At 72.7% G+C, this 14,652-nt stretch carries 10 protein-coding genes; 8 read left to right on the plus strand and 2 right to left on the minus strand.

Translation table 11 applies throughout. The features are described from left to right. Window positions 1–37: 37 nt before the first annotated feature. Window positions 38–1,249, minus strand: coding sequence for an MFS transporter (locus ACLQ2R_RS10105; RefSeq protein ID WP_425959108.1), 1,212 nt, complete (start codon window positions 1,247–1,249; stop codon window positions 38–40). Between the two features lie 372 nt (window positions 1,250–1,621). Continuing rightward, window positions 1,622–4,696, minus strand: a complete 3,075-nt coding sequence (locus ACLQ2R_RS10110) for an amidohydrolase family protein (RefSeq protein WP_425959109.1) — start codon at window positions 4,694–4,696, stop codon at window positions 1,622–1,624. 902 nt (window positions 4,697–5,598) lie between these two features. Here ACLQ2R_RS10110 and ACLQ2R_RS10115 point away from each other — a divergent pair. From ACLQ2R_RS10115 to ACLQ2R_RS10150, 8 genes are all read left to right on the plus strand, one after another. Continuing rightward, a complete protein-coding gene (locus ACLQ2R_RS10115) occupies window positions 5,599–6,798 on the plus strand; it encodes an iron-containing alcohol dehydrogenase (protein ID WP_425959110.1) in 1,200 nt (399 codons plus the stop codon). 20 nt (window positions 6,799–6,818) lie between these two features. Continuing rightward, window positions 6,819–8,141, plus strand: a complete 1,323-nt coding sequence (locus ACLQ2R_RS10120) for a histidine kinase (protein ID WP_425959111.1) — start codon at window positions 6,819–6,821, stop codon at window positions 8,139–8,141. Window positions 8,142–8,186: 45 nt separating this feature from the next. Beyond that, window positions 8,187–9,197 (plus strand): C-terminal binding protein, encoded by a 1,011-nt coding sequence (locus ACLQ2R_RS10125; RefSeq protein ID WP_425959112.1) that lies wholly within the window; start codon window positions 8,187–8,189, stop codon window positions 9,195–9,197. Between the two features lie 139 nt (window positions 9,198–9,336). Continuing rightward, window positions 9,337–10,275, plus strand: a complete 939-nt coding sequence (gene aepX / locus ACLQ2R_RS10130; RefSeq protein ID WP_425959113.1) for a phosphoenolpyruvate mutase — start codon at window positions 9,337–9,339, stop codon at window positions 10,273–10,275. Next, the gene (gene aepY / locus ACLQ2R_RS10135; protein WP_425959114.1) at window positions 10,272–11,417 is read left to right on the plus strand and encodes a phosphonopyruvate decarboxylase; all 1,146 of its coding nucleotides are present in this window, start codon (window positions 10,272–10,274) and stop codon (window positions 11,415–11,417) included. Before aepX ends, aepY begins: the two co-directional genes overlap by 4 nt. Continuing rightward, window positions 11,414–11,983 (plus strand): hypothetical protein, encoded by a 570-nt coding sequence (locus tag ACLQ2R_RS10140; RefSeq protein ID WP_425959115.1) that lies wholly within the window; start codon window positions 11,414–11,416, stop codon window positions 11,981–11,983. Before aepY ends, ACLQ2R_RS10140 begins: the two co-directional genes overlap by 4 nt. After that, a complete protein-coding gene (locus tag ACLQ2R_RS10145; protein ID WP_425959116.1) occupies window positions 11,934–13,205 on the plus strand; it encodes a CMP-5'-phosphonoformate--3-phosphoglycerate phosphonoformyl transferase in 1,272 nt (423 codons plus the stop codon). Before ACLQ2R_RS10140 ends, ACLQ2R_RS10145 begins: the two co-directional genes overlap by 50 nt. After that, a complete protein-coding gene (locus tag ACLQ2R_RS10150) occupies window positions 13,202–14,431 on the plus strand; it encodes a hypothetical protein (protein WP_425959117.1) in 1,230 nt (409 codons plus the stop codon). Before ACLQ2R_RS10145 ends, ACLQ2R_RS10150 begins: the two co-directional genes overlap by 4 nt. Window positions 14,432–14,652: the final 221 nt, after the last annotated feature.

The raw sequence follows: 14,652 nt of genomic DNA on the forward strand, positions 1-14,652 counted from the left end.
GGGGAGTCACGAGCGCGAGGGCCGGGAGCGGGCGTGCTCAGGATCTTCCGTAGGCGACCAGCATGGCGGACGCCACGACGCTGCAGACGGCCACCACGAGCATCACGAAGGGGTAGCCCATGCCCTGGCTGAGGAAGGCCGCCGCCAGCGGGCCGAGCGCCTTGGCGAGCATGATCGGAAGGGCCTGGGCCCCGGCGATGGTCGCGTAGTCCGCGACGCCGTACCTCTCGGCGATGAGCACGGGGCGGGCCAGGGTGCCCACCCCGAACCCGATCCCGAAGGCGACCACGCAGGCGACGGCACCGGCTCCGCTCCCGCCGAGCACCGGCAGGAGCACCGCGGCCACGGCCTGCAGGAAGAAGACGGCGGCGGTGACCCCCGCGGCCGAGAAACGCCGGTGAAGGCCGGTGGTGACGAGCCTGCCGGTGACCGACAGGATGCCGAGCAGCCCGGTGACGGAGGCGGCGAACGTCGGGGAGTGACCGAGTTCGGTGAGGTAGGCGAGCAGGTGGACGGCGACGATCGCGACGGCCGCGGTGTGCGCGACGAACGCGACGGCCAGCAGCCAGAAGGCCCGTCCGCGCATCGCCCGGCGCACGCCGGCGTCGCCCCGCGGTTCCTCGCTCCCGGCGGGCTCGGGGCCCTCGGCGGGAGGCGGCCTGCGGATGAAGAAGGCGTGCAGCGGGATGGTCGTCACCGCGTGGACGACGGCGAGGACGACCAGGGCGGTGCGCCAGCCGTGGCGGTCGACGAGCAGTCCGGTGAGGGGCAGGAAGATGCTGGAGGCGAATCCGGCCACCAGGGTGACGGTCAGCAGGGCGGTGGAGCGGCGTTCGGGGTCGAACCAGGCGACGACGATCGCGAACGCCGGTTCGTAGAGTGTCATGGCCGAGGCCAGGCCGATGACGGCGAGGACCGCGTACAGGGCGGGCAGGTTGTCGACCCGTGACCAGGTGAAGGTCGCCAGCGTGCCGGCGATCGAGCCCAGCGTCATGAGGCCGCGCCCGCCGCGGCGGTCCAGCCACCGGCCGACCAGCGGGGCGGCCAGCCCCGTGATCAGCACCGCGAGGGTGAAGGCGCCGGTGACCTGGCTGACGGAGGCGCCCAGATCGCGCCGCATGGGGCTGAGGAAAACGGCGAACGCATAATAGAGCACCCCGTAGCCGACGGTCTGCGTTATGGCCAGGGCGATGACGATGCGCCACCCGTGGGAGATCCGAGGGGGTTTACTGTGCTGTTTGACGGTCACTCGCGGTATTCACCTCCGGGTCGAAGGGCTCCGGCCGGCTCGCGTGGATCCGCGTCCGCGCACCCGTGAGCGACTCGGCCGCGTGACGTTCTCCAACGGTATTCGAAGCGCGTTACCGGATCGGTGAGGATCCCGGCGGAAGCGGGCGCCCCACCCTGTGAACAAGGAACCGTTCCCGCTGTCCGATGCGGCAATCCACGAAAGAACACTCATCACCGCGTGATTTCGGTCAACGAATCGGCGCACAATGTGAGGGAGCGTCATGATATAGAACGTCCGGCCAATGAAAACTAAATGGGCGTGGTTTCCGTTCCTCCGCCGGCCACCGGTCCGGGCCTCGGCGGGAGTCGTGGCCCGGACCGGTGGCCGGTCTCAGAGATGCTCGGAGCAGCAGCCGTCCTTACGCATGATCCGGGACGTCTCCAGCCAGTCGGTCGCGCCGGCCGCACGGGGCGTCTCCGCGCTCCGGGTCATCAGCTCCTCCTGGCGGTACAGCACGCCGTCCCGCATCGTCATGGGGGTCCGCACCAGCGCGGAGAAGTCCGTGAACGGGTCCCCGGCGACGAAGACGAGATCGGCGATCTTGCCGGGCTCGACCGCGCCCAGGTCCTTCTCGACGCCGAACACCCGGGCCGGCAACGCCGTGACCGTGCGCAGCGCCTGGGTGGCGGAGAAGCCGTACCGGTGCAGCGCCCGCAGGGCCAGGTGCAGGTGCAGCCCGACCGGGTAGAGCGGCGAGTCGGTGCCCAGGGCGATGCCCGTGTCCTCCCCGATCATGCGCCGGTAGATGCCGACCTCGGTCTCGATCCTGAGCAGCTCGGCGAACGTCGGGGGCTCCGCCGCGGTGCCGCGCACCAGGGCGACGTCCCACGGTGGCATCAGCCGGGTCACCCGGGGGTCCTCGGCGAGCGAGGGGTCCGCGCCCAGCAGTTGCAGCGCGGAGAAGGGGGTGGCGACCAGGTGGAAGCCGGGAGCGCGGTAGACCTCGTGGACGTCCTGGTAGGCGCGGCCCAGCGCGGAGGTCGCGTGGCCGTACTCCAGCCGCTGGGTGGCCTGCAGGTGCGTCGTCAGGTCCTGGCCCAGGTTGATCCCCGGGTAGGACAGGTGGCTCCCGGCCCGGACGCCGAGTTTCTCGTGCGCGGTCCTGGTGGCCTCCTCCATGATCCAGCCGGCCGCGCGCACGTACGTCTTGACGAAGTCGTAGTCCAGCGACCTCGCCCGTTCGAGGGTGCGGCGCACGCCCTCGCGGGTCTGGTGGGCGCGGCCCATGGTGTAGGCGACCCGCGATCCGTCGATCAGCTCGCCGGTCGCGAAGAGACGCGGCCCGATCATCTCCCCCGCGGCGATGGCCTCGCGCAGCCGTACGCCCTCGTAGGCGAAACCGCCCAGGGAGACGGTCGTGGTGATGCCGTAGGCGAGGTTGACGACGTTCTGCCGGCCGCCGTAGGTGTACTGCCAGGGGTGGACGTGGGAGTCCCACAGACCGGGCAGCACGGTGTGGGCGGAGGCGTCGACGTGCCGGTCGCCGCCGCGGGGCCTGCCCGGCCGGTGCGGCTCGACGGAGACGATCCGGTTCCCGCGGACGACGATGTCGACGTTCTCGCGGACCCTGTCGCCGGTGCCGTCCCACAGGCGGCCCGCGTGGATGCGGGTCGTGGCGGAGGGCGGCGTCCTGCGGCGGTAGGTGAGCGGGGCGCGCAGCGCGCGGCGCGCCCCGCCGTCGCGGTCGACCAGCCGCAGCTCTCCCCCGGACAGGTAGAGGATGGTCCGGGAGTCCCCGGCCCAGGAGGGGTGGTCGGCCTCCTCGTCGGTGATCCGACGCGGCGCCCCGGCGGGAGTGCCGTCCTGGCGGACGGGCAGGACCCACAGCGCCGACTCGGCGACGAACACCATCCATCGCCCGTCGGGGGACCACACGGGCCCGGAGGCGTAGCGGTCCGACAGCGACATGTGCCCGGCGGGGGCGTGCAGGACCGCCTCCCCCGTGCGCGTGTCGACGACGCGGATGAGGTTGTAGCCCTCGCGGAAACGCTGGGTCAGCCGGTTGCGGTCGGCCAGGGCGATGTAGCGGCCGTCCGGGGACCAGGTGGGCGGGCCGGGCAGGCCGCCCGCGCCGAGCGCGGCGATCAGCGTGCGCTCCTCACCGGTCGCCAGGTCGCGGATCAGCAGGTTTCCCGCGGGGTCGTGGCAGGCGAGCCGGGTGCCGTCGGGGGACAGCGCCGGGTTGACCCGTCCTCCGGTGGCGAGGGTCGTCTCCGTGCCGCCGGCGACGTCCCTGCGGTGGACGGCGTACAGGCCGTCCCTGTCGTCGCAGTAGAGGAGGCTGCGGCCGTCGGGCGCCCAGACCGGTGACTGGATGTAGTGCTCCGGCCTGGCCTGGACGAGTTTGCGCGGCCGGCCGCCGACGGGCATGAGCCAGAGGGCGTTGAGCGCGGCGAACGCGACCGACCGGCCGTCCGGGGCGAGCACCGGATGGTGGATCCCCCGCACGGGGCGGGGGGCGGTGGAGTCGAAGTCGTACCTCTTGTTCCGGTAGACGGGGTGCGGCACGTCGAGCCGCGCGGTGAACGGGATCACCGTGACGTTCCCCGAGCCGGGCCGCCGCACCCTGACCTGGCCGTCGGCGAGGTAGAGCAGCTCGCCGCCGGGCAGCCAGCGGACGGGTACCGGGAAGACGTCCTCGCCCTCGGCGATCCGGGTGCCGTCCACCATGAGGGCGGCGTCGGGTCCCCTCTCCCCGGCGGTGACGTGGACGTAGGCGACGCGCCCGCCGTCGGGCGACGGGGCGGGGCAGACCACGGTGCCCGTGCCGACGGTGCGCACCACGGTGGCCTCGCCGCCCTCCGCCGGCACCGAGGCGACGACCCGGCCCTCCAGCGCCTCGGCCCTGACGAAGAGGACGGTGCGGCCGTCGGCCGACCACGCCGGGTCGTAGTCGTTCTGCGGGCCGGTCGTCAGTTGCGTCAGCCTGCCGTCGCGGACATCCACGGTCCAGATGTGGTACGAGGCGCCTCTGGCGGGGTCGCCGCCGCGTTCCGAGGCGAAGGCGATCTTCCTCCCGTCGGGGGACCAGCTCACTCCCCGGTCGTCCCAGGGACCGTCCGTGAGCCGGCGCAGGCCGGAGCCGTCGGGGGCCATGACCCAGATATGGAAACCGCCGCCCTTGTACGCGCACAGGGCCACGGCGGAGCCGTCGGGTGACCACGCCGGCCGGGTGGGTTCGAGGTCGGCGGTGGTCAGGGCGACGGCCGTGCCGCCCGCCCGCGGGAGCGCCCACAGGATGCCCTGGACCTCCAGGATCAGCCGGTCGCCGGTGGGCGAGACGGCCACGGTCCCGTTGGTGAGGCGCGTGAAGGTGAGCGTCCGGCGGGCCTTGACGAGCGTGGCCGGGTCCTGTGCGGCCGGAGCGAGCGCGCCGAAAACGGACTCGACACCAGGAACAGCCACCGAACCCGCCGAAGCACCTGTGATCGCCATTGTCTGGATGAAACGTCGTCGAGAAAAGCCACCCACAGCGAATACCCCTTTCTGGAAGCGCGTTGGAACCCCCCGACATGGCACCTGAGCGTAAGGAGTACCGCAGATACGATCCAGGGCTTGACTTCTCGGAAAACAGCCGCGATCTTCCGCGACACCGTTCCACGGAACCGCCGGGTCCGGACACGGGGCCCGGAAACGACCACAGGAAAGAACCGCGCCCCCGTCCTACCGGAGCGGCCGTGCGCGGATACAGGCACGTCGCGGGGACGGCGGGGATATTCGGCCGGTCTGGGCGATGGACGGCATTCCAAGATGATGGCACCGGGAACCCCAAGTCGATCTCCGTGTTTTCTTGAGATCACGACGGCTCCGCGACATCGGCCCCGACCGGCCGGCGGGTCGTTCATCCGGCGCCCGCTCCCCCGCCACCGAATCCTCGCCATACAGACATTTCCGACTAAATACGCTTTGAGGGAAAATAATCTCAACGGAGCACTACAGGCCGCGAACGGAAGATCGAGAACAGGAAAACCCCACGTCACGAGACCGGAACGGCGCAAAGAGGTCCGTTATCAAATCGTGATACCCGTCACTCCCGACGGGAATATTAGGTGAATCTTCCGTTAACCTCCGCAAACCACTATGGAACACAACCGGTGCGGCGGAGTGTGACGTGACGACTACGCACACACACTTGCGTTCCCCGATATCGATGTGCTGTCTTTCTATAGGCAATACAGGGGCGGACGAATCCCTGGGCCACGAGAATTCGACGGCCACTCGAAGCCGCCGCACAACCCATTCGGGATATCACCCGCACGGTTCGCACGGAAACTGTTCTCGATTTTTCTCCAGATAGGTCGCCGTCGATGTCCGTCGTACATGTTCCGGTCGACACCCTGCTTACGGAATCCCCGAGGACCCTGATCGGGGCAGGGCGGGCGGCCGCCGTGGCAAAAGAAGCCGAAACTGTATCGCAAAGCGCGTCCCGGCCCCTGCGGGTCCTTCTGGTGGTCGGTGCCGGATTCTCCCGGCGGCCGTGGCACACCGCGGTGGTCGGCGCGCTGCGCCCCGCCCGTCTCCACGTGGCCGTCCAGCCGGGCATGCCGACGCCCGCGTCCGTCGCCCGGCTCGCCGGCGAGGCTCGCGACCATCGCGCCGACGTGGTGGTGGCGGTGGGCGGCGGCAGCGTCCTGGACGGCGCGAAGGCCGCGGCCGCCCTGTCCTACGAGCCCGCCGACCCCACCTGCGCGTCCGTGGCCGGCGCGTGCGACGAGCCCGCCCCGGCCACGGGGCTGCCGGTCGTCGCCGTGCCCACCACCCCGGGGACGGGAGCCGAGGCCACGCCGTTCGCCACGATCTGGGACGTCGACCGGGGCCGCAAGCTCTCGCTGCGCGGAGGCTCCGTGCTTCCCTCCGTCGCGATCCTCGACCCCGACCTGCTCCTCGGGCTCCCCGGCACGCGGTTCGCCTGCAGCCTCCTCGACACCTTCGCCCAGGCCCTGGAAGGGGCGTGGTCGACGCGCGCGGACGACCGGGCCGAGGCTCTGGGCGCGGCCGCGTGGGCCCGCCTGTCCCGGTTCCTCGACCGGCCGTACCGGTCCGCGGAGGCCCCGGACGCCTCGGAACGGCGGGCCGCGCTCCTCGCGGGGCACTACGCGGGCCGCGCCATCGCGGTCGCGGGGACCACGGTGTGCCACGCGCTCTCCTACCCGCTCACCCTGCGCCACGGTCTCGACCACGGCCACGCGTGCGGCGTCACGCTGGGACGGGTGCTGCGGTACAACGCGGCCGTCGAGGACGGTGACTGCGCCGACGCGCGCGGCGCCGCCCGGGTACGCGCCGCCATCGCACGCGTCACCGACGCCGCGGGAGCCGGCGACGCTCCCACCCTGGCCCGGCGGATCGAGTCGTTCCTCGCGTCCTCGGGCCTGCCCCCCGTACCGGATCTGCGCCCCGACGCCGCCCGCGTGGCCGCCGAGGCGCTCAGCTACGACCGCGCCGGCAACAACCCCCGCCGGCTGAGCATCGAAAGCCTGACCCGGCTCCTGACGACGACCGCGCCCTGACCGATTCCTCGGAGGCGAGCATGCGCGTTGACACGTACAAGGTCGTTCACTGGATGAACGTCCGCAAGATGACGACCCGGCAGGTCGCCCAGGCCTCCGGCCTCGACCACGGGCACCTCGAGGAGATGCTCGGCGTGCCCGGAGACGGGGACTGGCCGGACGCGACCACCACCGCGGTCGCCCGGACGCTCCGGATCGAGCCGGAGAAACTCGGCGCCAGCGGCCGGCGGGACCTGACCGTGGTCACGAAGACCGCGCGCGAGCTGCGGGACACGCGACGCCCGATACAGCGGGATGGCATCCACTTCTACAACTACTACACGATGGCGGCCCCGCCCGGCGCGGTCGCACCGGTCATCCTCGACATCCTCTGTCCCGCCGGCCGCGTCCCTGCCCTCAACAACGGGCACCTGGAGCCCGCGATCACGGTCAACCTCGGCCCCGGCGACATCCACGGCCGCTGGGGGGTGGAGCTCGACGACACGACCTGGCAGGTGATCAAGGCCGCCCCCCGGGACGACGCGTGGATCGTCGGCGACTCCTACGTCGAACCCTCCTACTGCCCGCACAGCTACTCGCTGGCCTCGGACGTCCCGGCCAGGATCGTCTCCTACACCGGTCGGTCCAACCTGGCCGGGTTGCTGGAGGACGTCAACGACTGGTCGGAGCCCGCCGTCCTGGAACTCCTCGACCGGCTCGGCGAGGACCCGTCCCCGTCCGCGCTGGCCGGCGTGCTGCTGGCACGCCGCGGGCACACCCTCGAAACGGCGGCGGCGGCCCTGGGCACGAGCGGGGAGAAGCTTGCCGCGGCGCTCGACGACGGCGCCGTCGACGTGCTGCGCGAGCTGGGCTCCGCGCTCGGTCTCGACCACCGGCTGCTGCTGCGGCCCGAGCGCAGGCACGACGCCGCGGGCAAGACCTACAGGGACGTCGCCGAGTGCCTGCGCGACGTCCGGACCTTCCGCGGGTACGAGGTCACGTCGCTGGCAGGCGCCCCGCACCTGCCCGACCTGGTCGGCCAGTACATGCGGGTGACCGGTGACGCCGGCGAGGCCCTGTGCGAGCCCGCCGAGACGCACTACCTGGTGACCCGCGGCACGCTGGAGATCCACTGGACCGGCGCCGACGGACGGGCCGAGTCCGCCGCGCTGGGCGTGGACGGAACGGCCTGGGCCGCCCCCTTCGTGACGCATCGCTGGTCCGGCGACGGCGCGCTGATCAAACTCGGCTCCGGACGGCACCTCGGCTACCTGGACCTGTACGAGCTCACCAACACCTACGCCGCCGCCTCGACGCTGCGCCGCGGCCGGCGCGACGGCCGTAGCTGGGGTTACGACTCCTGACGGGGTCCCTCCGGACATCCGCCCCCTCACACCGGGAGAACGATCATGCGTGTCGTTTACACCGATCCGGCCTGGGCCCTGGACGACACGGGCCGGCCGGATCCGGCCCAGGCCGACATAGAGCGGGACGTGTTCGGCCCCGGGATCGACCTCGGCCTCGGGCTGTTCACCGACCGCTACCAGACCGACGGCCCCGACTTCCACGACCACGTACGCGGAGCCGACGCCCTGGTCATCTACCGCTGCCAGATCACCAGGGAACTCCTCGACGCCGTCGGGCCGGGGTGCCGGGTCGTCGCCCGCAGCGGCGTCGGCATCGACAACCTCAACGCGCCGCTGCTCACCGAGGCCGGTGTCGTCGGCTTCAACGTCCCCGACTACTGCGGCGACGAGGTCAGCACCCACACGCTCGCGCTGCTGCTGGCCCTGGAGCGCCGGATCTGCACCCAGGACCGGCTCGTCAGGTCCGGCCGGTGGAACATCCACGCCGGCGGGGTGCCCCGGCGCCTGTCGACACGGACCGCCGGCATCGTCGGCTTCGGCCGCATCGGCCGGGTGACCGCCAGGAAGCTGCGGGCCTTCTACGACAGGGTCGTCGCCTACGACCCGTACGTGTCGGCGGACCTGATGGCCGGTCACGGCGTCGCCGCCGCGGCCGACCTGGCCGAGCTGTTCGGCACGGCCGACGCGGTGGTGGTGCACGCGGCGCTCACCGCCGAGACCGACCGGCTGATCGACGCGGACGCCCTGGCGCGCCCGCGGCCGGGCGCCCTCCTGGTCAACACGGCCCGCGGACGCCTCGTCGACGTCCCCGCCGTCCTCGACGCCCTCGAACAGGGCCTGCTGGGCGGTTTCGCCTCCGACGTGTTCAGCCCCGAGGACCCGAACGACGACCCCGTGGCCCGCAAACTGCTGGGACGCGACGACGTGGTCGTGTCGGCGCACCGCGCGTTCCTGTCCGCCGAGTCCGAGCGCAGCGCCCGGCGGCGGGTCGCCGAAGGGGTCGCGGCCGTACTGAGAGGCGGGCCCCCGCCCTCGGAAGGCCGGGTCGCCTGAACGTCAACAGCCCTCCGGCCTCGCGGGACAACCGCCTGGACCCCGCAGCCCCCGCCCGGGCCCGCCCCGGCCCGCCCGGAACGCGGGAGGCGCCGGGTTCCGCGGAGGCCGCCCGAGCTTCACAGGGAAGGAAAAGACGATGACCACAACCGGTTCCCGGCAACTGCGCCGGCCCGCGCCCGAAGCGGAGGCAAGCCCCGGCGCCAAGCTCCGCGCGCTTCTCTCCGGCCCGGAACCCGCCGTCCTGATGGGCGCGCACGACGGACTGAGCGCGCGCATCGCGGCCGAGAGCGGATTCCCCGGGCTGTGGGCCTCCGGGTTCTGCATCTCGACCGCGCTGGGGGTACGCGACAGCGACGAGGCCTCCTGGACCGACCTGCTCGGCATGATCGCCAGAGTGGTGGAGGCGGCCGGGCTCCCCGTCCTGGTCGACGGCGACACGGGCTACGGCAACTTCAACACCGCCAGGTTGTTCACCGCGCACGCCGAGCGGATCGGCGCCGCGGGGGTGTGCCTGGAGGACAAGGTCTTCCCGAAGATGAACTCCTTCGTCGGCGACGCGCACGTCCTGGCGCCGATCGGCGAGTTCTGCGGGAAGATCACCGCCTGCCGGGAGGCGCTCTCCGACCCGGACTTCATGGTCGTGGCACGGGTCGAGGCGCTGATCGCCGGCGCCGGGATGGCCGAGGCGCTCCGCAGGGCGGAGGCCTACCGGCAGGCCGGCGCGGACGCGATCTTCATCCACTCCCGCCGGTCCACCATCACGGAGATCGCCGAGTTCGCCGGGAGGTGGGACGGGCGGCTGCCTCTGGTGATCGCGCCGACCACCTACCACTCGACCCCGATGGCGGAGTTCGCCGAACTCGGCATCTCCGGGGTGATCTGGGCCAACCAGAGCATGCGGGCGGCCGTGACCGCGATGCGGCAGACCTGCCGGTCGCTCCTCGCCGAGGGCCCCAAGGACGTGGAACCGGCGATCGCCACGCTGAACGAGGTGTTCACCCTGATGGGGTACCAGAAGCTCGCCGCGGACGAGGAGCGCTACGCCACTCTCCACGCGGGCTGGGGCGACTCGTGATCGACGCGCGCACCCTGCTGGGTGAGCTGACCGCCCGCGGGGTGTCCGACGTCACGGGCGTGCCCTGCTCCTACCTGACCCCGCTGATCAACCGTGTGGCCTCCGACCCCGCGGTGGGCTACCTGCCCGCCACCCACGAGGGAGAGGCCGTGGCCGTGGCCACGGGCTGCTGGCTGGCGGGCGTCACCGCGGCCGTCATCGCCCAGAACTCCGGCCTGGGCAACATGGTCAACCCGCTGACCTCGCTCAACCGGCCGTGTGCCGTCCCCATCCCCCTCGTCGTCACCTGGCGGGGGGAGCCGGGCCGCCCCGACGAGCCGCAGCACGGGCTGATGGGCGCCATCACACCCGCACTGCTCGAACTCCTCGGGATCGGCCACTCGGTGGTGCCCGCCGACCCGGCCGGCCTCACCGCCTGCCTGGACGCCGGCTGGACGGCGATGCGCCGCGAGCGGTCGCCGTACGCCTTCGTCCTGCGCGAGGGCGTGGTCGCCCCCGAGGCCCTCGACGAGAGGATCCCGCCCGCTCCCCGCGTACCCGGCATCGTCCGCCATGGCCGGAACGGGCCCGTTCCCGGCCGCGCCGCGGCCCTGGAGCACCTGCTCGGCGTCCTGCCCGACACGGCGGCCGTGGTGTCCACCACCGGCAAGACCAGCCGCGAGCTCCACACCCTCGCGGACCGGCCGCAGCACTTCTACATGGTCGGCGCGATGGGGTCGGCCGCCGCGGTGGGGCTCGGCGTGGCCAGGCACGCCGATCGGCCCGTGGTGGTGGTCGACGGGGACGGCGCGGCCCTGATGCGGCTGGGCACGCTCGCCACCGTCGCGGCCCACCCCACGCCCAACCTGACCCACGTCCTGCTGGACAACGGCGTGCACGACTCCACGGGAGGCCAGCGGAGCCTGGCGTCGCAGGTGGACTTCCCCGCGATGGCGGCCGCCTGCGGGTACGCCCAGGTTCACGACTGCGACGACCTGGTCGGCTTCGTCGACGCCCTCAAGGCCGCGCAGGCCGACGGCGGGCCCGCGTTCGTCTACCTCAGGATCCGGCCGGGCTCGATGTCCGGGCTGGGCCGGCCGGACGTGCACCCGTCGGACGTGGCACGGCGGTTCAGGGACTTCGTGACGGGAGCGGCCCGGTGAGCCGCGTCGGCGTGATCCACGGCCGCTTCCAGCCGCTGCACCTCGGGCACCTGGAGTACCTGCTCGCCGGGGCGGGCCGCTGCGACGTCCTCGTCGTCGGCATCACCAACCCCGACCCCGAGCTCACGGCGTACGAGGCCAGCGATCCCGGGCGCGGCACCGCGGAGGCCAACCCGTGCACGTACTACGAGAGACACCTGATGGTCGAGGGGGCGCTGGTGGAGGCGGGGATCGCCAGGGAGCGGGTCCGCATCGTGCCGTTCCCGCATGGTTTCCCCGAGCGGCTGCGCCACTACGCGCCGACCGAGGCCACCTACTACCTGACCGTCTACGACGAGTGGGGCGACACCAAGGTGGCCAGGTTCACCGAACTCGGCCTGCGGACGGAGATCATGTGGCGCCGTACGGACAAACCGATCAGCGGGCACAGGGTGAGGGAGGCGATCGCCGCCGACGACGGCTGGCGGTCGCTCGTCCCCCCCGCCGTCGCCTCCGTGATCGTGGAAAGGGCAATAGATGAGCGGATCCGGCAAGCTGTATCTGATCGCGCTGTGCGGCGGGGGTGACCGGCCGAACGAGGCGCTGGGCGGGCGCACCCCGTTCGAGGCGGCGTTCACGCCGCACCTGGACCGGCTGGCCGCGGACGGCCGCAACGGCCTGCTGGAGGTCATCGGCGAGGACATCCCTCCCGAGTCCGACTCCGGCGCGATGGCGCTGCTCGGCTACGACCCGGCCGTCCACTACACCGGCCGCGGCCCGCTGGAGGGCTACGGCAACCGCTACTGGGACCCCGAGGGGTACTCGGTGGCCTTCCGCATCAACTTCGCGAGCCTGAACCGGGCGACGGGACGCCTGGACCGGCGTACGTCCCGCGACCTGACCGACGACGAGATGCAGCGGCTCGTCGCGGAGATCCTCCAAGGGGTGCGGATGGACCCCGGCATCGACGTGCGGCTCACCGGCTGGGGCCGCCACCGGGGCATCCTGGCCTTCACCAGCAGGACCCGGCCGCTGTCGGGGGAGGTGTCCAACACCGACCCCGGGTTCACCAAGAGGGGGCCGTTCGGCATGCCGGTCCGCGAGCACTCCGACCGGCCGCTTCCCGCCAGGGCGATGACCGGCGACGCCGCGGCCGAGCTGGTCGCCTCCCTGGTCAACACCTTCGTCGAGCGGAGCGCCGAGGTGCTCGACGCCAGCGAGGTCAACGCGCGGCGGGTCGCGGAGGGCCGCAAGCCCGCCAACATCCTGCTGGTCCGTGACGGCGGGCACCTCCTGCCGGACCTGCCGCGCGCCACGACCCGCATCTCCATGTACGGGCAGGTCCCGGCCGAACGCGGCCTCGCCCGCCTGATCGGGGCGGAGTTCACCACCGCCAAGGTCGCCCCGGGCCAGACCGAGCCCGACTTCTACGCGCGGCTGCTGCCCTCGCTCCTCGCCGATCCGGCCGACGTCGTGTTCGCGCACGTCAAGGGTCCCGACGAACCCGGCCACGACGACCAGCCGGAGGAGAAGGTCCGCGCGATCGCCGACATCGACGCCCACCTGGTCGGACCGCTGCGCGCGGCCCTCGGCCCGGCCGACGTCCTCGTCGTCACCTGCGACCACGCCACGCCCTGCGCGATCGGCATCCACACCGCCGACCGCGTGCCGCTGGCGGTGGTGGGGCCCGGCGTCGTCCCCGACGCGGTCACCGCGTTCGGTGAGGTCGCGGCGTCACGCGGCGACCTGCCCGTGAAGCGCGCCTGCGAGCTCATGCCGTGGCTGGCACAGGTCCGGGGGCGCGGATGACGCCGGCGACACCGATAACCGGGGTACTGCTGCGGGGGATCCTCGACTCGCGGGCCCGCCCCACCGTCGAGGCCGACCTGTCGCTCGGCGAGGTACGCGGCCGGGGCTCCTGCCCGGTGGCCATCGCGCCCGGCCGCCTGGAGCGGCGCCGCGGCCTGCGCACCGGAGGGCTGGGCCGCCTGCGCGACGGCCCGGCGGCACGGTTGCTCGACGACGCCCTGACCGGATACAGCCCCGACGGCCAGGCCGGTCTGGACGCCCGCCTGCGCGAGCTGGACGACCGGTACGAGCTGGGCGCCGACGTCACGCTCGCGGTGTCGCTCGCGTACGCCCGCGCCTCGGCCACCGTCGCCGGAAGGTCGCTGCGCGCGTGGCTGACCGGGCTCGCCTCCTCGGCGCCCGGCACGCCTCGGCTGCTGGTCAACGCGTTCTCCGGCGGGATACACCGGACCGGCGCCCCCGACTCCTTCCAGCAGGTCATGGCCATCCCGCACGCGGGCTCCCTCATCGACGACGTGCACGCCGCGCTGGAGATCTACGGCGCCGTGGAGCGCGGGATCGCCGAGGGCGGCGGTACGCCGGCGATCTCCGCGTCGAGCGGTTTCCTGCCGGGCGACCGCGACGTCTCCTGGCAGCTCGGCACGCTCCGGCGGGCGTGCCCGGCCGAGGCCAGGGCCACGCTGGGCGTGGACGTGGCCGCCGAGCACCTGCTGGCCGCACCGGGCCGCTACCGGTTCCAGGGACGCGAGCACGCCTCGGCCGGCTTCGGGGCGCTGCTGCTGGACCTGGCCCGTGCCCACGGCGTCGAGTACGTCGAGGACCCGTTCGACCCCGCCGACACCGCCGCCTGGCGCGCCTTCCTGCCCGCGGCCCGCGAGGCGGGGGTGACCGTCGTCGGCGACGACCTGTTCGCCTCCGACGCCACGCGGGTCCGGCCGGGACTGGCCGACGCCGTCCTGCTCAAGCCCAGCCAGGCGGGCACGGTGACGGCCACGCTGGACGCCGCCAGGGCCGCCCGCGACGCGGGACTGCTCCTGGTGGTGTCGCACCGTTCGGGAGAGACGGAGGACACCGCCATGTGCGACCTCGCGGTGGCGGTCGGCGCCGAGTGGATCAAGGTCGGTGGTCCCAGGAGGGGCGACCGGATCGCCAAGTACAACCAGCTCATCCGCCTCACCGAGGGCATCCCCCCGCCGGAGCCCCTGCCGATCCCCGGGGAGCCCTGACCGGAGTCCTTCGCGGGTTCCGGGCCGGGGGTCCCTCTCCCGGCCGGGTTCCCCTCCCCGTTCCCGACGAGCTCCCCCGAGTTCCCGACGAGCTCCCCTTGAGTTCCCGACGAGCTCCCCTTGAGTTCCCGACGAGCTCCCCTTGAGTTCCCGACGAGCTCCCCGACCGAGTTCCCGACGAGTTCCCATGAGTTCCCGACGAGTCACTGACGAGTTCCCGA

It is taken from the genome of Streptosporangium sp. DT93 (assembly GCF_049844535.1).
Lineage (GTDB): Bacteria > Actinomycetota > Actinomycetes > Streptosporangiales > Streptosporangiaceae > Streptosporangium.

What these genes read in the sequence shown, in the direction of transcription:
- aepX (WP_425959113.1), top strand. Translation starts at nt 9,337, where the DNA reads ATGACCACAACCGGTTCCCGGCAACTGCGCCGGCCCGCGCCCGAAGCG.
- ACLQ2R_RS10145 (WP_425959116.1), top strand. Translation starts at nt 11,934, where the DNA reads ATGAGCGGATCCGGCAAGCTGTATCTGATCGCGCTGTGCGGCGGGGGT.
- ACLQ2R_RS10120 (WP_425959111.1), top strand. Translation starts at nt 6,819, where the DNA reads ATGCGCGTTGACACGTACAAGGTCGTTCACTGGATGAACGTCCGCAAG.
- ACLQ2R_RS10115 (WP_425959110.1), top strand. Translation starts at nt 5,599, where the DNA reads ATGTCCGTCGTACATGTTCCGGTCGACACCCTGCTTACGGAATCCCCG.
- ACLQ2R_RS10125 (WP_425959112.1), top strand. Translation starts at nt 8,187, where the DNA reads ATGCGTGTCGTTTACACCGATCCGGCCTGGGCCCTGGACGACACGGGC.
- ACLQ2R_RS10150 (WP_425959117.1), top strand. Translation starts at nt 13,202, where the DNA reads ATGACGCCGGCGACACCGATAACCGGGGTACTGCTGCGGGGGATCCTC.